Below are 26399 nucleotides of genomic sequence, written 5' to 3' on the forward strand. Positions count from 1 at the left end.
CGCGTTCCAAATGTATCGCCGGCTACTCGCCGCCACGCCACTGACGCCTGCAACGCTGTTCTAGCTGGCAGACGCTCCGGCGCACTTCCCGTTCGGTCTTTCGCACACGCATCGCGCGTGGCGTTGAATGCCGTGCGCGCGTACCGCCGTGCAGATCGTCTGCCCTGACACAAGGCATCGCAAGGCCGTTACCCCCTGGTAACGCGGCCCAGCATCTGGCGAGGTGGCATGTGCACAAGCATGAGCGTTTGACCCGTAAGCAATTGATCGTGGCGATCCTGGCCGTGACCGGCATGGCCTCTGCCGCAACTGCGTTGGCGGGCACGGTGGAGGGAACCCTCAAGGAACGCAGCAGCGGCAAACCGGCTGCCAATGCGAAGGTACGCATCGCCGGCACCGCGTACAGCGCGGTGGCCGATGCGGGCGGGCACTTTGTCATCCACGACGTACCTGCCGGGCAGTACGCACTGAATCTGGACTACCCCGGTTTCAGCGCGGTAGAGACCAGCATCCAGGTCGGCGACAGCGGCACCGCTGCGGTCACCATCGCACTGGACGAGGTCAAGCAATTGAAGGCGATCAGCGTGGTGAGCAACCGCTACGACGCCAGCGATCTGAAGATCAATGCGGCCAACACCGTCGATGTGCTGTCCGCCAACGATCTGCAGCGCACCGCTGTGCACAACGTGGCCGAAGCGCTAGGCCTGATCGCCGGCATCAACATCACCAGTACCGGCTCGGGATACTTCGGCGGCATCGATGGCGCCGCACGCGGCGAAGGCATGTTCGCCTCGGTGCGTGGGCTGCCGTCCGAATACAACGTCAACATGATCGACGGCGTCACCGTGGCGCAAGGCATGCCGTATAGCCGCAGCGTGCAACTGAGTTTGTTGCCGCCCACCGGCCTGCAGACCATCGTGGCCAACAAGACCTCCACCGCCGACATGGACGGCGATGCGATCGGCGGCACGCTGGATTTCCGCACCCCCACCGCCTACGACTTCAAGGACGTGAGCAGCGGCAGCGTTACCGGTAGCGGCCGGGTGGAAAGCCGTGCGCGCGATTACGGCGGCGATGGATTGGGTGGCGGGTTTGGCGGCGAGTTCCAGCACAAGTTCGGCAACGCGCAGCAGTTCGGCGTGTATGCCAGCGCCTACTACGACTACCGCACCACCACCAACAGCGAAGTGGCCGCCGCCACCAGCGCGCTCAACGATGGCTCGTGGGAGTACTTGAACACCGATGCCAGCGGCGGCAACGCGTCCGGCTTCGATCCGCAACACAACCTCACCAGCACCGGCATGAATGTCGGTATCGCCGCGGGATGGGAGCGCCGTTACGGCGGCAATGCCTCGTTCGACTGGCATGTGGACGACAGTCTGTCGCTGTACGCGCGCATGACTTACGCCTACGCCAAGACCGAGCAAGGCACCACCTTCGTCCAGTTGCTACCGCAGGATGTGCGCTACGTACCGAGCGGTACGCCGGGAGGTTTCATGCCCGACATCGGCCGCATCGCGGCGCGCTTCTGGTACGAAACCAATCCGGAAATCGCCGACCTGGCGACCTTCCAGATCGGCGCAAAAAAAACGGCAGGCGGCTGGACCTTCATGCCCAACCTGTTCTACAGCTTCGGTGACAACGACCGCCCCGACCATGTCGAAATCGACGGGCGGCAAGACAAGTTCACTCAGGACAACTACGCCTATTCCGGCAACACGTTCGTGCGCTACGGCGGCGGTGCGTTCCCGTACCCACAGCTCACGCCCGCACTGCTGGCGCAGGTCAACAATATCCCGGCGTTGTTTGCCAGCAGCTATGGCGAGCAGACCAACATCTACTCCGGCCAGAAGAAAGGCGGCGCGCGTTTCGATACTCGCTACGACTTTGAAGATGGCGCGCTGCGGTCGGTGCAGTTCGGGGTGAAGTACAGCAAGAGCAGCCGCCGCTACACCAATCGCGACTGGTATACCGGCGGCGTGGATGGCGCCACCACGCTGGGCGACCTGGGCATCTTCACCGGCACCTATGCGTCGATCTTTCCCGGTAAATACGCCTGGAACACACCGCGCGCGCGCGAAGCGGCGGTGGCCGGCGTGATCGCGCAGCACCTGACCGACGACGACCTGGACACCTGCGGCAGCGCGTTCTACGTCAACAACTTCAACTGCAATACCATGCGCGGCACCGAGGCGGTCAGCGCCGCCTATGCCACCGCCACCTTCACTGTGGGCAACCTGGATATCGTGCCGGGCGTGCGCTTCGAACATACCGGCATCGACAACACGTTCTGGGTGAGCCCGGTGGATGCGGACGGTAACCAGATCGTCGGTTACTTCGACCACAACAGCACCTCCTACAACGAACCGCTGCCCAGCGTGTTCCTGACCTGGCGGCCGAATCTGCGCACCGCCTACCGTGCGTCGCTCTGGACCAGCTACACGCGCCCGGCGTTCGTGCAATTGGGCGGCGGCAGCCAGATCGACATCTCCAATGGCGTCACCACCATCACGCAAGGCAATCCGGATCTGAAGCCGATCGAATCGACCAACCTGGATCTATCCGGCGAATGGTCTACCGAACGCGGTGGGTTCTTTTCATTGGCCGGCTTCTACAAGCAGCTGCGCAACTACATCTACGACGCCGGCTCGGCCCAGGCCAACGGCAGCACCACCGGCAGCGGAACGGTGCTGTACCACATGCCCACCAATGGCGGCGACGGCAAAATCTACGGGGTGGAACTCAGTGCGCGGCAAAAGTTCCAGGACCTGCCGGCGCCGTTCGACGGCCTGGGCATCAGTGCCAATGCCACCCGCCAACATGCGCGCGCCGACCTCGGGCTGGACGGCTTCGACAACGAACACATGCAATCGGCGCCATCGGCGATGGCCAACCTGGAACTGTTCTACGAACACAGCGGTTTTTCGTTGAACCTGAGCTATCACTTCAGCAGCTCGTATCTGCTCGGCTACGACTTCCTGCATGAAGGCGCGCCGTGGAACGACCTGTGGGCACGCCCGACCCGGCGCGTGGATCTGCACACCGGCTACCGTTTCGACAACGGCGTGAGCATGGACGTATCGATCTCCAACCTGACCAAGGAATACAGCTACTGGGCGCATGTGGGCCGCAGGAATCTGGCGATCTCCGACATCGTCGATGCCGGCAGCACGGCATTGTTGACGGTGAAGTACGCGTTCTAGCGCAGCGGTGCACGACGCCGTGTCGCCGGTGCCGGCGTGGCAACGCCTTCCCTTTCGGCTGGAGAGACGATGAAGCGCAGGACCTTGTGCACGTTCGGCCTGTTCGCCCCGTTGGGCTTGGCGGCCAAACCAGCGCTGCGATCGCCGGCGCGCAGCGCGCTGCCGGCACCGCTACCGGATGGGCAGGCGCATGCGTTCGGATTCGCGCACGGCCAGTTCACCCTGGACGGGCAGCCCTGGCAATTGCGCAGCGGCGAAATGCATCCGCTGCGCATCGCGCGCGCCGATTGGCTGCACCGCATCCGCATGGCCAAGGCGATGGGGTTGAACACCATCGCGTTGTACCTGATGTGGAACGCGCTGGAACGCGAACCGGGGCAGTTCGATCTGGACACCGGCGAGCGCGACTTCGTCGCCTTCATCCGGCTATGCCAGCAGGAGGGGATGTGGGTGTATCTACGGCCCGGCCCGTACGTCTGCGCCGAGTGGACGCTGGGCGGGCTGCCGCCGTACCTGCTGCGCGAGCCGGGCATGCGCCTGCGCGATGCCACCGACGCGCGCTACATGGCGGCGGTGCAGCGCTACATCGACGCGGTGGCGCCACGGATCGCACCGCTGATGGCCAGCGCGGGCGGCCCGGTGCTGATGCTGCAGATCGAAAACGAATACAACATGCACGGCGCCGATGTGGGCTATCTGCAGGCCTTGGCCGCGCTCTGGCGCGCGCACGGCATCGCCGGCCCATTCTCCCTGGCCGAGGGTCTGAAGGATCTGCGTCGCCGCAAGGCGTATCTGCCTGGTGCTGCGCTGGGCCTGGATGGTGCGGACATGGCAGACCTGCAGGCCGCCACGCAGTTCGCAGGCAATGCGCCGGTCTGGGTGGCCGAAGGCTATCCGGGCTGGTTGACGCATTGGGGCGACGACGACGTTGCGCGGCGCGATTACGCGCCGATGCTGCGGCAACTGATGGCCGCCGGCGACTCGTTCAATCTGTACGTGGTGCACGGCGGCAGCAACTTCGGCCTGAGCGCCGGTGCCAATGCCGAAGACGACGGCTCGCAATTCCAGCCGGCGCTGACCAGCTACGACTACAGCGCTCCCATCGACGAAGGTGGACGTGCCACACCCGCCTACATGGCGCTGCGCAGGATCATCGCAACGCATCTCGGCACATCGCTGCCGCCGATACCGGCTGCACCGCCGCGCGCGCGTTTTGCATCAGTCATTGCCCGCCCGGTGGCCGCGCTGTGGGACAACTTGCGTGTCGATCCTGTACACACCGAGCGGCCCACCGACAACCAGACCCTGCTCCGGCAAAATCTGGGGCTGGTGGTGTACCGGCGCCGCATCGCGGCCGGCGCGCACCTGCACCTGGGGCAAGTGCACGACTACGCGGTGGTGCAGCTGGACGGTGCCGAACTTGGGCATGTGTCGCGCATGCGGCACGCACGCCTGCACAGCGACCCGCAGCTGGCATTGCCGCCGTCCACCGCGACCGAGCGCACATTGGAGGTGTTGGTCGACAGCTTCGGGCATATCAATTTCGGCCCGGCCTTGGGCGATGCAAAGGGCTTGCTCGGCCCGGTGCAGCTTGATGGCAAGGAGCTGCACGATTGGCAGGTGCAGGGCCTGCCGCTGGACGGCGACCACGCGCCGACGCTCCGCCCGCTGCACGCAGCACCCACCCGGCCCGGCCTGTTCTTCGCTGCCGACATCGCGTTGAAGACGGTCGGCGACATCTACCTGGACATGGGTCAGTGGCGCAAAGGCTATCTATGGATCAACGGCCGCCTGCTCGGGCGTTACTGGAACATCGGCCCGCAGCAGTGTCTGTTCTGCCCTGGCGCGTGGCTGCAGCCGGGCAACAACGCAGTGCTGGTGCTGGATCTGCACCAACTGGAACCCGCCGCCATCCACTGCGCCGATGGGCTGACCTCGGCACACAACTCGCCCCCTGTCGCGACACTCGCACACCCAGAGCGCTGCGCATGTTGACCGCCCCCATCGCGCCACTATCAGCCACGCCCGTCGCTGCACCGCCGCGCACGCTCGGCGTGTGGAGCGCGCTGTCGGCCAACCTGCTCAACATGATCGGCATCGGCCCGTTCATCACCATTCCGCTGGCGTTGTCGGCGCTGGCCGGGCCGGCGGTGTTGCTGGGCTGGGTCGCCGGTGCGCTGCTGTGCCTGTGCGATGGACTGGTGTGGGCCGAGCTGGGCGCGGCGATTCCGCGCTCGGGCGGGCCATATCACTACCTGCGCGAGGCCTATGGGCGCGAACGCTGGGGGCGGCTGTTCGGCTTTCTGTATCTGTGGCAGACGCTGTTGACCGCACCGCTGTCGGTGGGCTCGGCGGCAGTGGGCTGCGCGCAGTACCTGGCCTTCCTGATGCCGGGGTTGGGCCATGCCCAGCTCACCGCGATCGCGATGACGCTGTGCGCGTTCAACACGCTGCTGCTGTATCGCAAGGTGCGCTCGGTGCAGGTGCTGTCGCTGCTGGTCAGCGCGGTGGTGATCGGCGCTTGCGTTTGGATCATCGGCAGCGGTGTGCTGCATTTCGATGCCGGCATCGCGGCAGAGTTTCTGCACGCACGCCCTGCGTCGCCGCATGGGTTCTGGTTGGGCTTCGGCGCGGTGGCGCTGATCGCGGTCTACGACTACGGCGGCTACAACAACGTGTGCATGCTCGGCGGCGAAATCCGCAAGCCGCGGCGCACGATTCCGCGCGCGGTACTGCTCTCGATCCCGATCGTGGCGCTGCTGTACCTGGGCCTCAACATCACCCTGCTCGGCGTGCTGCCGTGGCAACAGGCCGCGCAGTCGAAGGCGGTAATGGCCGACTTCATGCAGACCATCTACGGCCCCACCGGCGCCACGGTGGCGGTGGCACTGATCGCGCTGGCGGCATGGGGCTCGGCGCTAGTGGTGCTGCTGGGCTATTCGCGGGTGCCGTATGCGGCCGCTGCGGCCGGGCAGTTCTTCGCGGTATTCGCGCGGCTGCATCCGCGTGGTGGATTTCCTACGGTGTCGCTTCTGTTCGTCGGCGCAACCTCGACACTGGCCTGCCTGCTGTCGCTGGAAGATTTGATCGCCACCTTGATGATCATCCAGATCCTGTTTCAGTTTCTGGCGCAATGCCTGGCGGTAGTGCTGCTGCGGCGCAAGCGTCGCAGGCGTGCGTTTGCGATGCCGCTGTATCCCTGGCCGCTGCTGATCAGCGTCGTGGGCTGGCTCTACCTGCTGGCCACCAGCCCGGGACGGCGCCTGCTCGCGGCAGTGTTGGCGCTGTGCGTGGGTAGTGCGGTGTATCTGATCCAGGCACGGAGGGAGCGCGCATGGCCGTTCCAGCTGCAATGAGCACTGTGCAGATCGCGGTGGTCGGCGAGGTGTATCTCGACCATATCTTCAGCGGCTTCGCACACTGGCCGGCACCGGGCGAAGAAGCGTTCGCGCAGCACTACCGGCGCGAACTCGGCGGCGGCACCGTCATCACCGCCTGCGCGCTGGCGCAGCTGGGCTGCAGCGTGCGCGTGATCGGTGCGATCGGCGCGCAGGACCGTGCGCTGTTCGTGCAGCGCCTGGGCGACTTCGGCGTTACGGCCGACGGGCTGATCGACTCGCCCAGCGGTACCGGCGTGACCACCAGCGTGTCGCTGCAGGACGACCGTTCGTTCTTCACCTATGCCGGCGCCAATGCGCAGCTACCCGCGTTGCTGCTGCGGGAAGACACCATCGCCGCCCTGTGCGCGGCCACGCATGTGCATTTCGCGCTGCCGTTGCCGGCCACGGTGGCGCGCACGTTGCTGCCGCAGCTGGCGCGCGCCGGCTGCAGCACCTCGCTGGATGTCGGCTTCAGCCCGCAATGGCTCGCCGACCCGGCCAACCGCGCCACCTGTCGCGCGGTGACCTGGTTCCTGCCCAACCAGAAGGAAGCCGCATTGATGGGCTGCGGCGACGGCGCCGACGCCTGCGTGGCCTGGGCACAGGCGCAAGGCCTGCAACAGACGGTGATCAAGCACGGCGCTGCCGGCGCGATGGTGGTCGATGCCGACGGTGCGCGTCTGATTGCAGCACCCCAGGTGCAGCTGCGCGACAGCACCGGCGCCGGCGATGCCTTCGATGCCGGCTTCATCGCCGCGTCCCTGCAAGGGCGGTCATTGGACGCCGCCGCCCAACAGGGCTGCCGCTGCGGCGCGGCGTGTTGCAGCGCGCTGGGCGCACTGGACGGTCTGGTTTCCCTCTCTCCCCTTTTCTCCCCCACTGAGGACGTTCCATGAGCAGTTCTGTCGACAATCGCAAGCTGACCCTGATCGGCGGCGGCGGCGTGCGCACACCATTGGTGGTGTACGGCGTCAACGAAGCCGCCGAAGCACTCGGCGCCCGCGAGATCGTGCTGTACGACCCGGACCAGGAGCGGCTGGCCTTGATGGTGGCGATGGGCCGCGCCATCGTGGCCGAATCCGGCGGCAGCCTGCAGGTGCATGCCGCAACGTCGCTGGAAGCGGCCATCGAAGGCGCGCACTTCGTACTCAACAGCATCCGCATCGGCGGCATCGCCCAGCGTGCCTCCGATGAAAAAACCATCATCGACCACGGTTATTCCGGCCAGGAAACCACCGGCCCCGGCGGCGTGGCCAAGGCGCTGCGCACGGTGCCGGTGGCGATCGAGCAGGCGCGCATGATCGAGCGGCTGAGTCCGGACGCATGGCTGGTCAGCTTCACCAACCCGGCCGGGCTGATCACCCAGGCCATCACCGCACATACCCGCGCGCGGGTGGTCGGCATCTGCGACACGCCGGTGGAGCTGTTCCACAACATCGCGCGCGCCTTGGGCGAGCCGGCCGCCGATGTGGAGTGCGACTACGTCGGCCTCAATCACCTGGGCTGGATCCGCGCGGTGCGTTTGCGCGGGCAGGACATCATGGACCGCATCCTCGACGACGACGCCATCCTGCGTCAGCTGTATCTGGCGCCGCTGTTCGATGTCGAGATGCTGCGCGCGTTGCGGCTGATCCCCACCGAGTACCTGTATTTCTTCTACGAACGCCGCCGCGCCCTGGACAACCAGCGCGCCAGCGGGGCCAGCCGCGGTGGCGAGATCGAGCGGCTCAACCGCAGCCTGATCGCCGACCTGCGCAGCCGCCTGGAGGCTGGCGACACCACCGGCGCGGTGCAGACCTATGCCGCCTACCTGGCGCAGCGCTCCGGCTCGTACATGAAGCTGGAAGCCGAAGCCGGCTCGGCGTTCGCACCGGATCTGGCGCCGCAGCCGGACCCGTTCCGCGCCAGCACCGGCTATCACCGCATCGCGGTGGACGTGATGAGCGCATTGACCGGCGCACGCCCGGGCCGGCACGTGGTCAACGTGCGCAACCGCGGCGCAATGGCCGAGCTGGCCGACGACGACGTGGTGGAAATCGCCGCAGACATCGACCGCGACCGTATCGTGCCGATTCCCACCGCGCCCCTGCCGGATGCGGTGCAAGGCCTGGTGCGTGCGTTCAAGGCCTACGAGCACGCCGCGATCGACGCCGCACTCAGCGGCAGCCATCGGGATGCCTGCAAGGCCATGCTGATCCATCCGGCGATCGGCGAGTGGGGCCCATCGCAGCGCCTGCTGGACGCCTTGTTCGGGCACGACCACGACGACGGCCACTGCGCCGGCCCGGCGCACTGGCGCGGGCATGCGGCCGGGTGATGGAGCCGGCCTGCGGATGTCGGCGTGGCAGGCACCACGCCGACGTTGGACGCCTTGTTCGGGCACGACTACCACGACGGCCACTGCGCCAGCCCGGCAAACGGGCGCGGGCATGCGGCCGGTTGATGGAGCCGGCCTGCGGATATCGGCGTGGCAGGCACTACGCCGACGCTGGACGCCTTTGTTTGGGCACGACCACCACGACGGCCAGTGCGCCGGCCCGGCGCACTGGCGTGGGCATCCGGCGGCGCGCGCACGCCAAAAATTGTGCGAGCGCACTATGCAGTTTCGACGCACACGTTGTATGGTCATCGGGAATTGGTCATGCATAGGTCTCATCGCCCAGGCTGCCGTCTCGCAGCCGCCAGCGCAGGGAGCACCGTCATGCGGATCGCAGGTCGAATCCATGGAGTCTTGAGGTCATGCATACCCGCCGCGACATCCTTCAGCTGCTCGGCGCCAGCGCCGGTGCCGGCCTGCTGGCCAGCGCCCTGCCCGCGTTCGCGGCTGCGCCTGCCGTCGGCGCTTCCACGGCCGGTGGTGCCTTCGTCAGCAAGCGCCCGCCCAAGGCGCAGCGCCGCTTCGTCAGCAAGGCGGTCGAGCAGCAGATCGTGCAGATCAAGGCGCAGATCGCCGACCCGGAACTGGCCTGGCTGTTCGAGAACTGCTACCCCAACACGCTCGACACCACGGTGGAAACCGGCACCCGCAACGGCAAGCCGGACACCTTCGTCATCACCGGCGACATCCATGCGATGTGGCTGCGCGATTCGTCCGCACAGGTGCATCCGTACGTGCCGCTGGCCAAGCGCGACCCCGCGTTACGGCGCATGTTCCATGGCCTGATCCAACGCCAGGCCGCGTGCATCCGGCTGGACCCGTATGCCAACGCCTTCCTGCCCGATGGCCAGACCCAGCGCCTGAAGTGGTCGCTCAACGACATCACCGAAATGAAGCCCGGCGTGGGCGAGCGCAAGTGGGAAATCGATTCGCTGTGCTACCCCATCCGCATCGCGCACGAATACTGGCGCGCCACCGGCGACACCGCTCCGTTCGACGACGACTGGCGAGAGGCGATGCACGTGGTGGTCAAGACCTTCCGCGAACAACAGCGCAAGGACAACCGCGGCCCGTACGTGTTCCAGCGCCCCTCCCCGCTGGCCACCGAAACCCTGGTGCTGGAAGGCTACGGCCAGCCGACCAAACCCAACGGCATGATCCACTCGATGTTCCGCCCGTCCGACGACGCCTGCGTGTTTCCGTTGTTCGTACCGGCCAACCTGTTTGCGGTGGCCTCGCTGCGGCAGTTGGCGACGATGAGCACCGCGTTGCATCGCGACACCGCCTTCGCCGCCGAGTGCACCGCACTGGCCGATGAAGTGGAAACCGCAACGCGCCAGTTCGGGCAGCTGCGCGATACCGATGGGCAAGCCTATTGGGCCTTCGAAGTGGACGGCTTCGGCAACCAGCTGTTTATCGACGACGCCAACGCCCCCGGCCTGCTCAGCCTGGCGTACCTGGGCTGCTGCGATCGACGCGACCCGGTATTCCTGCGCACGCGCCAGCTGGCCTGGAGCGAACGCAACCCGTATTTTTCGCGCGGTACCGCGGCCGAAGGCGTCGGCAGCCCGCACAGCGGCATGGGCACCATCTGGCAGATGTCGATCGTGCAATACGCGCTGGTCAGCGACGACGACACGCAGCTGCGCCAATGCCTGCAATGGCTCAAGACCACCCACGCCGGCACCGGCTTCATGCACGAAGCGTTCGACAAGGACACCCCGAGCACGTTCACCCGCGACTGGTTCGCCTGGGCCAATACCTTGTTCGGCGAGCTGATCATCGACCTCCACCAACGCAAACCCCAACTGCTGCGCAGCGCCTGAACACCGCGCGGCGCTTGATTGCTATCCGAAGCGTTTGATTGCTACTCGAAGCGCTGGATTGCTATCCAAAGCGCTGGATTCCTTCCTTCTCCCGCCTGCGGGAGAAGGTGCCCGAAGGGCGGATGAGGGTGCCCCGGCATCGGCCCGCACATTCAGAGACAACACCCCATGGCAACACGACGCGGTTTTCTCCAAGGCGCCATCGCTGCAGCATTGTTCGGCAGCGTGGGCCTGCCCGGCGCAGCGCGCGCACGCGCCGGCAACTACGCGCTGCCCGCCGATGCGCGCACGCGTGCCGAGCTCACCCGCCATGTCGATGTGTTCATCGGCACCGGTGGTCATGGCCATACCTTCCCTGGCGCCACGCTGCCGTTCGGCATGGTGCAGCTGAGCCCGGACACCTACAACGCGGTGTGGGATTCGTGCTCGGGCTATCACGAATCCGACGGCTCGATCATGGGCTTTTCGCACACGCATCTGTCTGGCACCGGTATCGGCGACATGCTCGATTTCCTGCTGGTGCCGGCCACCGGCGAGGTCAAGCTGGTGCCTGGCTCGCTGGATAACCCGGATGCCGGTTACCGCTCGCGCTTCGATCACAGCGACGAAGCCGCCTCGCCCGGCTATTACCGCGTGCGGCTCAAGGACAGCGGCGTGCATGCCGAGCTCACCGCCACCGCGCGTGCAGGCCTGCACCGTTACCACTTCCCCAAGGGCAAGCCGGCGCACGTGCTGCTCGACCTGTGCCACGGCATGCAGGACAAACCGGGCATTCCCACACGCGTCAGCGATGCACAGCTGCGCGTGGTCGACGCGCAAACCCTCACCGGCGGGCGCCGCGTCTACCAGTGGGCGCAGGGGCGCTACATCTACTTCGCGATGCGGCTGTCGCGGCCGTTCGCACGCGTGCAGCTGTACAACGAAGACCAGCCGCTGGCAGCCGACACCAGCAGCCTCGATGGCACGCATCTCAAGGCCGCACTGCACTTCTCCGATGCCGCCGATGCGCCACTGCTGATCAAGGTCGGCATCTCCGCCGTCAGCGCCGACAACGCGCTGGCCAATCTCGACGCCGAGCTACCGGACTTCGACTTCGCACGCGTGCATGCGCAAGCCGTGGCAACCTGGGAAAAGGAACTGGGCCGCGTGCGCATCGACAGCGATGACGATGCGCAACGCCGCATCTTCTACACCGGCCTGTATCACAGCCTGCTCGCACCCACGCTCTTCAGCGATGTGGACAACCGGTACCGCGGCATGGATCTGCAGATCCACACCGCGCCCAAGGGCTACAACAACTACAGCACTTACTCGTTGTGGGACACCTACCGCGCCGCGCATCCGCTGCTCACCCTGGTGCAGCCCGAGCGCGTGCCCGACCTGGTGCAATGCCTGGTGCGCGGCGCCAACGAATGCCCGGACGGCGTCGGCATCTGGCCGCTGCAAGGCGTGGAAACCGGCTGCATGATCGGCTACCACTCCGCCGTGGTGCTGGCCGAAGCGCACGCCAAGGGCTTTACCGGCATCGACTACAAAGCCGCCTGGCCGGCCTACCGCAAGCGTGCGATGGACGACACCACCCACGGCCTGGCGTACTACCGCACGCTGGGCTACATCCCTGCCGACAAGGTGGACGAAGCGGTCAGCCGCACCCTCGAATATGCCTATGACGACTGGGCCTGCGCGCACCTGGCGCAGGCCGCCGGCGCGGTGGACGATGCACGCGCGTTGCGCGCACGCTCGCGCAACTACCGCAACGTGTTCAACCGCGACAGCGGCTTTGTGCAGGCGCGCCTGGAAGACGGCAGCTGGGCCAAACCGTTCGACCCGCGCGGCATGGGCCACATCGCCAAGTGGCGCGATTTCACCGAATCCAACGCCTGGCAGGCCACCTTCCTCAATCAGCACGACCTGTACGGTTACATGGAGCTGTACGGCGGCCGCGATGGCTTCGTCGCCAAGCTCGACGAACTGTTTTCCACCAGTTCCGAACTGCCGGCCGATGCGCCGCCGGATATCGATGGCCTGGTCGGCCAATACGCGCACGGCAACGAGCCCAGCCACCACGTGGCCTATCTGTTCGCCTATGCAGGCCAACCGTATAAAACCCAGGCGATGGTGCGCCGCTTGCTGCGCGAGCAATACCACGACGCGCGCAATGGCCTGTCCGGCAATGAAGATTGTGGGCAGATGAGCGCGTGGTTCGTCCTCAGCGCGCTGGGCCTGTATGCGGTGGATCCGGTCAGCGGCAACTACATCGTCGGCAGCCCGTTATTCAAACGCGCGGAACTGGATGTGGGCAAGGGCCGCACGCTGCGCATCGTGGCCAACAACACCAGCGCGCAGAACGTCTATGTGCAATCGCTGAGCTGGAATGGCCAGCCGATCAATCGCGCCTGGCTGCGCCACGCCGATCTGGCTGCCGGCGGCACGCTGGAATTCACCATGGGTGCCAAGCCGAATCCAGCCTTCGGTGCGAACAAGGAGGATTTGCCGCCGTCGTTCGCATAACGCACTTCCCTGGCATCACGCTCACCGCAGCGGGAGCATGCCCTTCCCTTCTCCCGCAAGCGGGCAGCTTGCTCTTCCCTTCTCCCGCAAGCGGAAGGTTCGTTCTCCCTCGCAAGCGGGAGGCTTGCTTCTCCCTTCTCCCGTAAGCGGGAGAAGGTGCCCGAAGGGCGGATGAGGGCCAACACGCAAGTGGCCTCACGCAAAAAAACATCGCTGCCGCCATCTCCACTCGTCACTCGTCACTCGTCACCGCCGAGAATCGCCCATGTTGCGCACCACTTTTGCACCGCTCGTCCTGGCCCTCGCGTTCGCGCTTCCCGTCACCGCCATTGCCGCCGACACCGAGCGCTGGCCCAGCGTCGGCACGCAAGGCACGCAGTTCGTGCGCGACGGCAAGCCGTATCAGATCCTGTCCGGCGCCATCCATTTTCAGCGCATTCCACGCGCGTACTGGAAGGACCGCCTGCAAAAGGCACGTGCGCTCGGCTTGAACACGGTGGAGACCTACGTGTTCTGGAACCTGGTCGAACCGCAGCAAGGCCGGTTCGATTTTGCTGGCAACAACGATGTGGCCGCCTTCGTACGCGAAGCCGCCGCGCAAGGCCTCAACGTCATCCTGCGCCCCGGCCCTTACGTCTGCGCCGAATGGGAGGCCGGCGGTTATCCCGCGTGGTTGTTCGGCAAGGACAACATCCGCGTGCGCAGCCGCGACCCGCGCTTTCTCGGCGCCAGCCAGGCATACCTGGATGCGCTGGCAAAACAGGTCCAACCGCTGCTCAACCACAACGGCGGCCCCATCATCGCCGTGCAGGTAGAAAACGAATACGGCTCCTACGACGACGACCATGCCTACATGGCCGACAACCGCGCCATGTTCGTCAAGGCCGGCTTCGACAAGGCGCTGCTGTTCACCTCCGACGGTGCCGACATGCTCGCCAACGGCACCCTGCCCGACACCTTGGCGGTGGTGAATTTTGCGCCAGGCGAAGCCAAGAGCGCGTTCGACAAACTGATCAGGTTCCGTCCCGAACAACCGCGCATGGTCGGCGAATACTGGGCCGGCTGGTTCGACCATTGGGGCACGCCGCACGCCAGCACCGATGCCAAACAGCAGACCGAAGAACTGGAGTGGATCCTGCGTCAGGGCCACTCGGCCAACCTCTACATGTTCATCGGCGGCACCAGTTTCGGCTTCATGAATGGCGCCAATTTCCAGGGCAATCCCAGCGACCATTACGCGCCGCAGACCACCAGCTACGACTACGACGCCATCCTCGACGAAGCCGGCCAGCCCACACCCAAGTTCGCATTGATGCGCGATGCCATCGCGCGCGTCACCGGCGTGCAACCGCCCGCGTTGCCGGCACCGATCGCCATGGCCGCACTGCCGAACACCCAACTGCGCGAATCGGCGTCGCTGTGGGACAACCTGCCCGCACCAATCGCCATCGACACTCCGCAGCCGATGGAGCATTTCGGCCAGGACTACGGCTACATCCTCTACCGCACCACCATCACCGGCCCGCGCAAAGGTCCGCTATATCTGGGCGAGGTACGCGACGTGGCGCGGGTATATGTCGATCAGAAGCCGGTCGGCAGTGTCGAACGCCGGCTGCAGCAGGTCGCCACCGACGTGGACATCCCGGCGGGCGAACACACCCTGGACGTTTTGGTCGAAAACAGCGGCCGCATCAACTACGGCCCGCGCATGGCCGACGGCCGCGCCGGTCTGGTCGACCCGGTGTTGCTGGACAACCAACAACTCACCGGCTGGCAGGCCTTCCCGCTGCCGATGCGCTCGCCCGACAGCCTCCGCGGCTGGACCCGCAATCACGTTGACGGCCCGGCTTTCCACCGCGGCACCCTGCGCATCGGCACGCCCACCGACACCTATCTGGACATGCGCGCCTTCGGCAAGGGTATCGCCTGGGCCAACGGCGTCAATCTCGGCCGGCATTGGTCCATCGGCCCACAGACCGCGCTGTATTTCCCCGCCCCCTTCCAGCGCAAGGGCGAGAACAGCGTGGTGGTGTTCGACCTGGACAGCACCGCCAACCCCAGCGTGCGCGGCCTGAAACAGCAGATGTGGATCAAGCCCACGAATTGATCGCGGCACCATCGCACAGGTTCATAGGGTGATACGCAACTGCAATGCTCAACTCCCCTCTCCCCCCGGGAGAGGAATTGGGGTGAGGGTACGGCGCAATCGGCCTGTATCAGATCACAGCGCGCCGCACGCGTTACCTCCTTCATTTCCTTAAAAGTCACCAGCGCGCGCGGCGCGCGCACAACTCTGCAACGCGCGTCTTCGCCAAGCCCCTATCTAAGAGCAGCTAACAAACCGTAGCGAGCCGTCGTCAGGCAGATGTGGACGGCGCGCTCAGAACCGGCGTGTACGCGCGGTCCATGCCGCATCGAGCACCTGCCGCGCCCGCCTGGCGGTAAGCACGGTCGTTTTGTTAGCCGCTCCAAGCTCTCGTACTAACTCCTAGGACATGGCGGTAACCGCAGCGTCTTCGCGAATACGGGCAGCCTGCATTTCGGTGGCCAGCAGGGTGCCGCGCACGTTGGTCGTATGCTGACGTGCCTGTTTCATGCAGAAATGCGCAAAACCCGCACTCCCCGCTTGGGGCGTAATGGCGTTCGCGGTCAAGATCCCGATCAGACGTTGCTGCAACCCTGGCATCCTGTCTTTTGCTCGCTGGCGCTTTCTCGTATCCGAACTTTGCAACTCCTCTTGTGCCATGCCCAGCTCCTCCAACATCAGGTTGACCGATCGCAGCCGGAATTCGTCGCGCTCGCGCGCTTCATGCAGTTGCGTGGTCAGAAGCGCTTGTGACTGCTCCGCCGTGCCGATTGTGGTCGTTGCGTCGGGGATCGCATCACCGGCAGCACCAGTCGCCGGCAGCGTCACCCGCATCCGCAGTTTTGCGTCGAGATATTTCTTCTGCAACTCAAGGCAACATTGCATGTACGCAAGCTGCGGCTTGAACGAGTCTGGCGCCTGCAGCCATTGGCTCAGCGCCGTTTCGGTCAACATATCCGTATGTTTGGCATAGCTTCGCGCGGCTTTTTTACCAGCTAATCGAGGCTTGCCGGAAAGTACCGCGCCGCCGTAGGTCGCCCCTGCAAGCAGCACTGCCTTGGCTCGCTTGGCGAGCGAGGCGTGCTGCGACGCTTGACCGATGGCCGTGCGTTGATCGCTGGACCGAGGTACTGCGCGATAGCGCTTTTTCATTTCGTTGGCGCAGCTCAGCAGCAGATCCTCCCGTGCTTTTTCCTGGGCGTCGATACACGCGTAGAGCGCGCTGCGCAGTTCAAATCCCTGCTGCGGAACTGCCACCTGCGTAGCGGCCCGGGTGTCGTCGGCCAACGGTGATGACTGATTCGCCGCTGACGATGGAGTAGCCGGGGCGTGTTCGGCGGAGTCGCCCATCTGGTGGTCAGGCGCCATGTCGTCGCCATTGGCGTGCGTGACGACAGAACCGGATGCTTTTTCCGGGTAGCCGTGACCGATGCGCGGGGTGCGGTGCGGACCCCCTTCACCGTCTGCGGCGGCGATATCCATCACCGCAGTGGGATCAAGGTCGGCCACGGCCAGCAATGCACGGTCCACGCTGGGCAGGTCCTCACTCTCGTAGCTGCGATAGCGTTTCTGTTTGCCATGCGCCAGCACGAACTGATGGCCGCCAACGCCCATCGTGACCGCGCCCAGCAGGCCGGCACCGACAACCAAGCCGATGCCCACCGGCCCCGTCACGGTAGCCGCACCCAGCAAAACGGCGGTACTGACTCCGGCTTTGGTCAAGGTGCTGGCGGTGTAGGTGATCCCGCCAAGGACAAAGCCTTTGTTCCAGCTGTTGAAGCTGCCGGCGAAACCGCTGCGCTGGCTCAGCTTGACGCTCAAGAAGTGCTGGTAGCGTTGTGCGCCAGGGCTCAGATCGGCCGGTTCCAGCTGCCGCAAGAAGTTTTCCACCCGCGCCACATCGGCGTCGACACGCGTTTTCTCTTTGCGTGACTGATGCAGGAACGTACCGCCCAGTGCGGTGGCCGCGACACTTGCTACCGGCGCCAACACAAATGTCCCGGCAATACCGGCCGCTGAAGCGACGCCCGCGGCTGCGGCGCTGTGGCCGATCAAACCAGCGGCATTTGCGCTATTGGCGCCGATTGCCAAACCACCCTGGGAGCCGAGATCGGTCGCGGCTTTAGTAAAGATCACGCTGGCCGATGCCATCGAGGTTACCGCGATAGCGCCATCGCGTGCATTGCGCTGTTGCTGATAAGCGAGGGTATCGATCGCCTCGCTCAAGGCATGGCGCTGAGCGCGCGCCGCAGCGGCCAGCGGGTCGCTCACCGGTACAGCTTGCAGCAACGCCCTCTCCGACCGCAGTTGCCGCTCGCGGCGCCGCAGGGAGCTGCGTTGCTCTGCCACTTCGCGGGTTTCGCTATAAGCGGCGTAGATCGCAAGGCCCGAAAGCGGCAGCATTGCACCACCGATGCCCAAACTCATTGCCAGGTCGACAACACCTCCTGGCGCTCCCTCTTCGGCCAGCGTGTGCAAGATGCTCGCATGCCCTGCCGGCTCGATCGGATGCGGATCCAGGGAGTGCCCCCCCTCGAGACCAGGCTGCTGAGCGTGATGGTCTGCCGACACCGACGTGTGATCGTGCGGATGAGCAGGCTGGTCTGCCTCAGGGGAATGCTGCTGTTCATCCGAGCCTGGCACCTCGCTGATCAGCTCCGCTGTCTTATCCATCGTTCCATGCAATGGATCGGCCAGATACCGTGCGACGACCAACAGATCGTTAGCCGCTTCGGCCTCCTGAATTTCGGCCATGGCCTCTTCGCCGAGGTGACGCCCTGACCCCAACTTTCTCTGCGGCGACTTTCTTCTCAACGATTCCAGACCCATGGGCCAGCCGTCGGAGACTGGCAAATCCTTTGCTGAAACAGGTGTCTCGGGAGTGGACGAATCAGACGGGCGAGCATGACTGTGTTCGTGTTGCTGGATGCGCATATCAGACTCCGCATAGTGTGGCGCGGAAATCCTACCCCTCCTGTCCAAGGGGCCCGCTGCACCCACGAATGCAGGCGTCCGCAGACGAAAACCGAGAAGAAGGATTCAAGGCTGAGGTGCAACGCCATTAAGGAATTCGCCCGGGAAGGCCTTGATCGTCGCCTGCATCGATGGCGTCCAGCGTCCCAGCTACGATCAGGTGCGACGCATCATGTTGCCGCATCCATCACACGCGTTTCGGGAATGCAATCTCACCCATGCATACCGCCTCGCCGAGCATTACACGACTTCGCACGACAGCACCGTATGCGCTGCAGGGCTTGGTAAAAGCTCGCACAAGCGCCCTTCCCACGGCTGGCAATGGCACCCCGGTGGCGGCAGTGACTGCACTGCTGCAATGCACTGCAGCAACTCGCGTCCACCGACTCGCTGCGATCCGCTAGCCGCGTCCGTCAACGATTTCGGCTCAGGCCTCTCGTCATGACAAAAATCCCGCACACTTTTCCGATTGTTCAGCTTGATACGCAAGCGCAGGACGATCACGCCCAGACCTCAGCGCATCCCGTCTCCGAACAACAGAACCCCGTCGCTCCCGGCCAGGACCACCTGCTCAACCTGCCGCAAAGAAGAAGCCGCATAAGCGGGGAGCTCTCTGCAGCGGACGTGAGTCTGGCCATCGAAGTTCCACCTGCCCAGATATTCACGCCGCGGTCCCTTTCGCGCTCGCTGTCCAGCGGCAGTAGAACGCCAACGACGCCAACCTCCGATTCCAGCCGCAGGTCGACGCCGTACACCGATCTACCGGCACTGGCATCCCTGCTCGATCCGCCCACGCCGACGTCTCTTACCCTGACGCCGAGTCCTTCGAGTGCTTCGGGCATCTTGCGACATGAAAGAATGCAAACGCGGGACATGCGTTATGGTCGACAGGATGTCGTGCTTAGTCCGCGCACAATCAAGGATCTCGCCACCAAGTCTCGGCGTCCTGAATTGATCAGGAGACTGTCATTATTGAGACCCGGTGCGCTGGAAATCGAGAACGGTTTCCTCACGGTGCGGCTGGAGGGAGCGCACGACAGCGATTCCCAAAGCCTCAAGGGTATGCAGCCGATCGGCAGGGGCGCGTCGGGGAAAATCTACACTGTCCAGCTGGCGGAGGATTTCTGGCGTGGCGAAGAGAATTGCGGACGGGACTTCGTCTTCAAGGCGATGTTGAACCCCGACCCACAAGATCCGATTCCGCGCAACTTGTATGCCCCGCGCTTCCAGGAGGATGCGTCCGATCCGAAGGAGCTGGTCTCGTTGGAAAAAGCCAACATCTACAGGGAGTACCAGATGACGGTGTCGCTGGACACCGGGTCTCGCGTCATGCGTGCCTACGGTCTGGTGCAGATCGACAACGTATTCGGCATGCTGCTCGAAAAAATCGACGGCACCACTGTCGGCAACCTGGTCGAGCGCGCGCGCCCGGCATTGCAGCAGGGAACGATCACCGCGCCGGAGTACCTTGCCATCGCGCAGCAACTGATGACCGATGTCCTGATTGCCTTATCCTGTTGTGAAGACGTGGGTGTGGTGCACCAGGACGTTTCACACAACAACGTCATGTACGACCGATCCAGGAAAATGTTCCGGCTGATCGATGTGGGCCTTGGGGCAGAAGAGGGTGATTCCGCCCGTATCGGCACACCCGGCTATATCGACATGCATCCAGAAGCGAGTCATCGCCGGGATGTGTACAGCGCCGCTCAACTGCTGGTGCATTTTCTCAAGCGCCCGGATTACCACATGGGCTATATCGGAATTTCGAATGCGACGTCAGAAGAAACATTTCCGTTCATAGATGCGCTGAAAACGCTGCAACCCGACCGCAAGAAAGAAATCGTCCGTTTTCTGAATCGCATGATTATTCAAGTCACACGTGATCGCGCGACGGCTGAGGAGCTGTTGCTGGACCCGTTCATAAAAGACACGGCGATGCTGCCCCGGGAGAGGGTCCATGCAACCTTCGAAAAATTGATCGGATGAGTCGCCCCTGAAACGCCTATCAAACCCCGATCGCCCATAACGAACGATGCGCAGGACTTGGAGAACGCCACACCATCGCGCCTATCCAGGCAGCCTGTGACGCAATCCGGCGCCGTCACCGATCGCACACATCGCCCGCAGGAATGTTTCAAACAGGCACGCCCACGGTCGCTGCTCAACCGATTTCATCCAGGACAAGCCGTACTTGGTCTGCCAGCAGTTCCAGACAGAACGCCAGCTCGTCCATACGAATGGCTGGTTGCGGTGCCTGCTCTTCGGCCCGCGTGCGTGGGGCGGCCAGGCGCGCCAGAAACCGAAGCCCTTCTACCGCCTGCTCGACATGCACATGCCGGATTGGCGAGCAGTGAAGGGCCGCCTGGATGCCCTGGCTGAACTGGCGTTGCGGTGAGAGCCCGGACAACCGTTCTCCCGCGCACTCCGGTGCATCGACCGAAACGACAACTGGCCGCAAAGTGACCCGCAATGGCCTGACGCGCGACGCTGGCGACAACGTTCAGATTTCCCGGCAGCGGGCGATGCGCGTCTGAGGCAATACCTAACACGCCGCCAGGCAATATCTTGGCCGCCCTTCAGACACCGCATCCCCCGCCGTTATCAGAACGTCCGGTGCACCTGTACCGCCCGCTGCCGCCCTGGTATCGGACGGACCATATTCCAGGCAAGATCACCGGCTGACACCGTTACGGGGGCGCTTTGGTTGCTACGTAGACGGCCTGATTGCAGGTTCCAGGAGCGTTGCATGTCGTCGTCCACCGTTGTTGCGCAAGATTCCACCTCCGTTGCCCCGGAGCACACCCAGCACGCGTTTGCAGAGCAGCTCCACAACAAGCCCATGGGCAGCACCGAAGCGGCGCACATGATGACGTTCCTGTGCCAGACCCAGTCGGCCAAGAAGCCGCAGACGCTGTTGCCACCGCAGGTGCGCGACGAGAACGCCGCCTGAGCGCAGCCAAACGCGTCTAACGCGGGTCATGGTCTTGGACGCTTGCGAACGTAAGGCCCGCAGCGTTATTTGAACTCGCTTGGCAGCACTGCCGCGATCGCGCGCAGACACCGCATGCGAACACCAGAATGCGGGCCGCAACGCAGCGCATATCGTCATGCGTTGGCGTTGGCGTGAGCATGGGCCTTCAGCGATCGAGCATCACCAGCACGCCATCAACCGCGGCAACAACGCAAGCACGCGTCGGCAACACGCTGACCACTTGCGCAGCAGCGTCATCGCCAGCCCCTGCGTATCAGGCAGGGCTGCACTCCCATTGCAGCAAGCGCCGCCCTGCCGATGACCGCCGTCCCGATGCTCAGCGCGTGGCCGCACCCTTGCCGGTATTGAACAGCTGAAACTCGCGAATATGCACCGCATCGGCACTGGACTGGATGTTCAAGCGCACGCGTGATGCGGTCACCGGGGCGAAATGGTCGATCTTCATCCGGCCGATCGCCTGCGCCTTGGCCACCGGCACCCACTTACCGTCCTGCCATGCTTCTACCGCGTACTTCTGCACCTGCTGGCCGCCGTTGATCCACTCCATGCTCATGGCGCTGTCGAAGGTCACCGGCTGCTTGAATTGCAGCTCCAGCACCGCGTGATGCGAGCCGGCCGGCGCGCTCCAGAAGCTGTCGCGGTCGCCATCCACCGCGGCGTCGATGCCGTCGGTTTTCTTGAGATTGCCGGCTACCAGATTCTTGTCGGCGCCGTAGCGTGCCTTGATCGCCTGACCAAGCTCCTGCAGCCGCACGACATCGGCATCGGGCAGCAAGCCGCGCTTGTCCGGTGCGATACCCAGCACCAGCTGACCGCCCAGACCCACACTCTTTTCCCAGATTTCCATCAGCTCATCCACGCTCTTGAGCGTCTGATCGCTGTTGGGATGCCAGAACCATTGCAGCTTGTGCAGCGGCGTATCCACTTCCACCGGGCGCCAGCGCAGATAGCCGTGGCGATCGATCACATTCCAGTTTTCGCCTTCGATAAAGCCCGCTTCGTTACCCACCCAGCGCACGTCACCGTATTCGAACAAGGCGGTGTCGGCAAACACCATCGCATTGGCTTGATAGGTGCGCAGCTCTTCCATGTACTTGTCGAAGTTGTACACGTGGCCCGCGCTGCCGGCGCCATCCAGCCACCATTCGGTGATGGGGCCGTAATGCGAGGCCAGCTCCACTAATTGCGCCGCATAGAACTTGTCGTAGGCCTTGGAATCGGCGTACTTGGGCTCGTGGCGGTCCCACGGCGACAGGTACACGCCAAAGCCCATGCCTTCCTTGCGCACCGCGTCGCTGGTGAGCTTGACCAGGTCGCCCTTGCCACCCATCCACGGGCTGTTCTTCACCGAGTAATTGCTTTCGGCGGTCGGCCACAACGCGAAACCGTCATGGTGCTTGGCCACCAGAATCACGTAACTGGCACCGGCAGATTTGGCCGCACGCGCCCATTGCCCCGGGTCCACGTTGGACGGGTTGAAGGTCTTTGCGCTGGCGGTGCCGTCGCCCCATTCCTGGTCGAGCCAGGTATTGGGATTGAAATGCACGATCACGCCGAACTCCAGATCCTGCCAGGCAACCTGCTGCGGCGATGGTTTGACCTCGGCAAAGTTTTGCGCCATGGCCGAAGGCAGGGTCAGCGCGGTGAGGCCAAGTGCGGCCAGCCAGCGCAACGGGGAGAGCGGGTGTGATGACATCGCGGGTCCTCGCAGTGGTCGGCGACCACGGCCGCCTGGGATGACCAAAGCATATGGTATTTAATAGATGATAAATAGGTATCTTTAAAATCCGCACAGGACTGGACCACGATGCATTCGCCACGCCTGCTGATCGGCCTTGTTGCCAGCCTCGCCACCGGTATCGCGGGGGCACAAACACCCGCATCGCCGCCCTCGCCAATCGTGCTCAGCGAGTTCATCGCCGACCCGGCACCCACCCCGCAGGCGCACGCGTCCACCTTGCTTGAAACCCGCGATGGTCACCTATTGGCGGCCTGGTTCGGGGGCGCGCACGAAGGCGCAGCCGACGTCGGCATCTGGCTGACCCAGCGCGATGCGCAGCATTGGCAGCCACCGCGCCGCATCGCCGATGGCACGCGTGCCGGCACGCAGGGCGCGACCGTGCCGGCCTGGAACCCGGTGCTGTTTCAATCGACCACCGGCCCGGTGCAGCTGTATTACAAGCTCGGCCACAACCCCCGGCAGTGGTGGGGGCTGCGCATGACCTCGGCCGATGATGGAGCGCATTGGTCTGCGCCGCAGCCGCTGCCCAACGGCATCCTTGGGCCGATCAAGAACAAACCGCTGCAACTACCGAGTGGGCGCATCCTGGCACCGAGCAGCAGCGAAGACCGCGGTTGGCGCGCGCATCTCGAGTGGAGCGACGACGACGGCGAGCATTGGCAGCGCGGCATGCCGCTCAACGCCCCCCGCGTGATCGGTGCGATCCAGCCCAGTCTGTTGCTGCACGCCGATGGCCGCTTGCAGGCGCTGGGCCGCAGCCAGCAGAACAAACTTTTCAGCACCTTTTCGCACGATGGCGGCCTGCATTGGCAACCGATGCAGTTGCTCGATGTAGACAATCCCAACTCCGGCACCGATGCGGTGACCCTGCGCGATGGTCGCTCGCTCTTGGTCTACAACCCGGGCATTGCCGGCAAGGATTGGTGGGACGGGCGCGGCACCCTGGCCGTGGCGGCGTCCGACGATGGCCTGCATTGGCAACGCGTGTTGACGCTGGAAGACAGCGCAAAGGACGAATTCTCGTATCCGGCAGTGATCCAGACCCGCGACGGGCTGGTGCACATCAGCTACACCTGGAAGCGGCAGCGCATCAAGCATGTCGTGGTCGATCCGGCGCGGCTTGTCGCAGCGACGCCCGCCGCCGCAGTGCTGTCTGAGCACCGCACAACCGCATGCAGCCACGCCACCGCCACTTCGTCCCGCTGACGATGGCTTCGCGCCCCGGTGTTCGCGCAGTGCGTTGCATGCTGATCATTTCCGGCGAGCACGACGGACGAGACGAGGAATGCGATGAGACGCGTCGATCAAGCACGGCCACCTGACACCCAAGCGAGACTGCCGGAGGAGGCGTCCGATCCAGCGGCGATCCCACGCGACCACCCAACCGTTCCCCCTTCGCCCGCGCAGCCTGCAGGCCCGCTCGGTGGTCTGCTCCGGTATGTGCCCGGCTACCGGCCTGGTCGTCGGCCAGCCACGTTCGCCTCCGCTGAGACCTCCAGCCAGCCGGCCACCTTCGACGTTGCGTCCCCTCCGGGCGGATCCGGCAGCTCCGTGCCGATGAACGAGCAGCCTGCAGATCCTTTACAGGCACCGGACCTGCCACGGCTCAGCGACGCAGAACGCCGCCGTTTTCAGTCCGTGGCGACAGCTTCGCCAAGCTCGTGGCCGATGCGCCTCCCGGTGGCACCTACCGACGACGCTTCGCGATTACAGGGCAGCCCAGCGCTTGGCCCTTATCAAGACGTCTTGTTGCAATGGCAAAAACACTGCAACGCAGATCGCAGCCGATGGCATGGCGCGTGGCGCCAGGCCAACAGGAACAACTCGGCGATCAAGACAAGAACAGCGCGGGCATTGAAAGCGACAGCCAAGATGCTGGCGGATGCAACCCAACCGGGGTGCACATCGCTGGAGCTGCACTCGGTGCCCCTTCCACGATTCCCCGAGCAGACATACCGTCTTTCTCGGCTGCAGCGCATGACCATCAACGCAACCGGGTTGATTGAGCTTCCGGAGTCGATGCGGGAGCTTGCGGGTCTGGAGATCTTGACGCTTGCGCACAATCCGATTCGCTCGCTGCCTGCATCCATCTCAAGCCTGAACCGATTACGCGAGCTATCCATCCTCAATTGCCCAGAGCTCAAGGAACTCCCCCAGCAGTTTGGGAGCGCCAATGCATCCGGCCAGCGCGAGGGGTTGGTCAACCTGCAGACATTGCAGTTGATAAATACCGGAATTAAATCGCTTCCGGCTTCCATCACCGGCCTTGAAAATCTCAGAACGCTACGGGTACGCAATGCGCCGTTGTCCACCATTGCCGTAGCCATCCATCACATGCCCAAGTTGGAAAAACTGGATTTACAAGGCTGCACAGCACTACGCAACTATCCTCCGATTTTCGGCGGCAATGCGCCGTTGAAGAAACTCAACCTGCAAGACTGCAGCAACTTGGCCACACTGCCACTGGACATTCACAAACTCACGCAACTCGAAGAACTCGATCTGCAAGGTTGCGACAATCTGACCAGACTGCCCTCGTCGATCGCCAGATTGCCTGCCAGCTGCCTCATCCTGGCTCCTGCACATTTACAGGAGCAGCTCAACCTTTATCGCCTGATTGCGCGCCCAGCCGAACCTCAGCGGACTGGCGCAGCTGCCGCCGGCCCCTCGACTGCCGTCGCAGGCGATGGAGCCAGCGCATCGTCCTCGGTCGTTGCAGCCGACCTGCGAAACGAGGATGCGCTCAAACGTATCGACGAGACCGCACAGGCCATGCTGAGCGCAGTCATCGACGATGAAAGAAACCCGTTTCTCGAAAACGCTCCATCCTATCTTCCAGAAAAACGACTTGACGCAACTCCCACCACGTTTGGCCAGATCCCGGCACTGAAGAAAATGCTGGAAGAAAGCAGGGATCGCCATTTCCTGACAAGGGTGAACAACATGGCAGGCCCATCCCCCAGAGTCGAAGACCCGACGCAGGAAGGCCTAAGCCGCCACTACATGAACGTCAGCAACTGGAAGGCGCAAAAAAGCGCACACCTGGGCATTGTCGATCATCTCGGCAAGCACGTTTATGACGAAGGAACCCACATCGACGCAGCGGCGCTGGCCAAGGCGGTCCAGATGTGGAAGACCCGCGAGTTGCTTGTCGCGGCGCACCCGGAGGACCGGGCACGCTTTCCCGCTTTCACGCTGCATATTCCCGAGCGCGCGCACGAAGACTCGGATAGCGAGTAGCGAATAACCTCAGAACATCCACGCCATCCGTGGCGCCAAGCGTGACAGGCATGGAAAGAATCGGGCG

15 protein-coding genes and 1 other RNA gene are annotated in these 26399 nt (G+C 64.2%); 12 read left to right on the forward strand and 4 right to left on the reverse strand.

Going from position 1 to position 26399, the window contains the following annotated elements; genetic code table 11:
* Positions 1-293: 293 nt before the first annotated feature.
* From ACCQ06_RS16250 to ACCQ06_RS16285, 8 genes are all read left to right on the forward strand, one after another.
* Positions 294-3203 (forward strand): TonB-dependent receptor, encoded by a 2910-nt coding sequence (locus tag ACCQ06_RS16250; RefSeq protein ID WP_316692624.1) that lies wholly within the window; start codon positions 294-296, stop codon positions 3201-3203.
* A 69-nt stretch (positions 3204-3272) separates the two neighbouring features.
* Positions 3273-5198 (forward strand): beta-galactosidase, encoded by a 1926-nt coding sequence (locus ACCQ06_RS16255; RefSeq protein WP_316687282.1) that lies wholly within the window; start codon positions 3273-3275, stop codon positions 5196-5198.
* Positions 5192-6559: an APC family permease gene (locus ACCQ06_RS16260; protein ID WP_193552462.1), complete on the forward strand. Its 1368-nt coding sequence runs from the start codon at positions 5192-5194 to the stop codon at positions 6557-6559. The genes ACCQ06_RS16255 and ACCQ06_RS16260 overlap by 7 nt, the downstream gene beginning before the upstream one ends.
* Entirely contained in the window at positions 6556-7479 is a 924-nt protein-coding gene (locus ACCQ06_RS16265; RefSeq protein ID WP_316687286.1) for a carbohydrate kinase family protein, read from the forward strand. The genes ACCQ06_RS16260 and ACCQ06_RS16265 overlap by 4 nt, the downstream gene beginning before the upstream one ends.
* Positions 7476-8900: a 6-phospho-beta-glucosidase gene (locus ACCQ06_RS16270; protein WP_316687288.1), complete on the forward strand. Its 1425-nt coding sequence runs from the start codon at positions 7476-7478 to the stop codon at positions 8898-8900. The genes ACCQ06_RS16265 and ACCQ06_RS16270 overlap by 4 nt, the downstream gene beginning before the upstream one ends.
* Before the next feature lie 422 nt (positions 8901-9322).
* Positions 9323-10786 carry a glycoside hydrolase family 125 protein gene (locus ACCQ06_RS16275; RefSeq protein WP_316687290.1) on the forward strand — a complete coding sequence of 488 codons (1464 nt, stop codon included), beginning with the start codon at positions 9323-9325 and terminating at the stop codon, positions 10784-10786.
* A 168-nt stretch (positions 10787-10954) separates the two neighbouring features.
* Positions 10955-13297, forward strand: a complete 2343-nt coding sequence (locus tag ACCQ06_RS16280; protein ID WP_316687292.1) for a GH92 family glycosyl hydrolase — start codon at positions 10955-10957, stop codon at positions 13295-13297.
* 265 nt (positions 13298-13562) lie between these two features.
* On the forward strand, positions 13563-15404 hold the full coding sequence (locus ACCQ06_RS16285; RefSeq protein WP_228323971.1) for a glycoside hydrolase family 35 protein: 1842 nt from the start codon (positions 13563-13565) through the stop codon (positions 15402-15404).
* A 224-nt stretch (positions 15405-15628) separates the two neighbouring features.
* Here ACCQ06_RS16285 and ACCQ06_RS16290 read toward each other — a convergent pair.
* Positions 15629-15705: non-coding RNA, sX9 sRNA (locus ACCQ06_RS16290), on the reverse strand.
* Positions 15706-15785: 80 nt separating this feature from the next.
* Positions 15786-18317, reverse strand: a complete 2532-nt coding sequence (xopK, locus tag ACCQ06_RS16295) for a type III secretion system effector XopK (RefSeq protein ID WP_316687295.1) — start codon at positions 18315-18317, stop codon at positions 15786-15788.
* 480 nt (positions 18318-18797) lie between these two features.
* On the opposite strand from xopK, the gene xopAU reads away from it, so the two are divergent.
* On the forward strand, positions 18798-20345 hold the full coding sequence (gene xopAU / locus ACCQ06_RS16300; RefSeq protein WP_228323970.1) for a XopAU family type III secretion system effector serine/threonine kinase: 1548 nt from the start codon (positions 18798-18800) through the stop codon (positions 20343-20345).
* Between the two features lie 175 nt (positions 20346-20520).
* On the opposite strand, the gene ACCQ06_RS16305 is transcribed toward xopAU, so the two are convergent.
* Positions 20521-20700, reverse strand: a complete 180-nt coding sequence (locus ACCQ06_RS16305) for an XAC0095 family protein (RefSeq protein WP_372365844.1) — start codon at positions 20698-20700, stop codon at positions 20521-20523.
* A gap of 405 nt (positions 20701-21105) precedes the next feature.
* Here ACCQ06_RS16305 and ACCQ06_RS16310 point away from each other — a divergent pair, with 405 nt between their 5' ends.
* Complete coding sequence (locus tag ACCQ06_RS16310) at positions 21106-21309, forward strand: hypothetical protein (RefSeq protein WP_104616136.1); 204 nt, start codon at positions 21106-21108, stop codon at positions 21307-21309.
* 358 nt (positions 21310-21667) lie between these two features.
* Here the strand turns inward: ACCQ06_RS16310 and ACCQ06_RS16315 are convergent, their stop codons facing one another.
* Positions 21668-23047, reverse strand: coding sequence for an alpha-L-fucosidase (locus tag ACCQ06_RS16315; RefSeq protein WP_228323969.1), 1380 nt, complete (start codon positions 23045-23047; stop codon positions 21668-21670).
* 111 nt (positions 23048-23158) lie between these two features.
* On the opposite strand from ACCQ06_RS16315, the gene ACCQ06_RS16320 reads away from it, so the two are divergent.
* Positions 23159-24298, forward strand: coding sequence for a sialidase family protein (locus ACCQ06_RS16320; protein WP_316687303.1), 1140 nt, complete (start codon positions 23159-23161; stop codon positions 24296-24298).
* Between the two features lie 351 nt (positions 24299-24649).
* Positions 24650-26332, forward strand: a complete 1683-nt coding sequence (xopL, locus tag ACCQ06_RS16325) for a type III secretion system leucine-rich repeat domain-containing effector XopL (RefSeq protein WP_316687305.1) — start codon at positions 24650-24652, stop codon at positions 26330-26332.
* Positions 26333-26399 lie beyond the last annotated feature (67 nt).

It is taken from the genome of Xanthomonas sp. NCPPB 4467 (genome assembly GCF_041475665.2).
GTDB classification, from domain to species: domain Bacteria; phylum Pseudomonadota; class Gammaproteobacteria; order Xanthomonadales; family Xanthomonadaceae; genus Xanthomonas; species Xanthomonas dyei.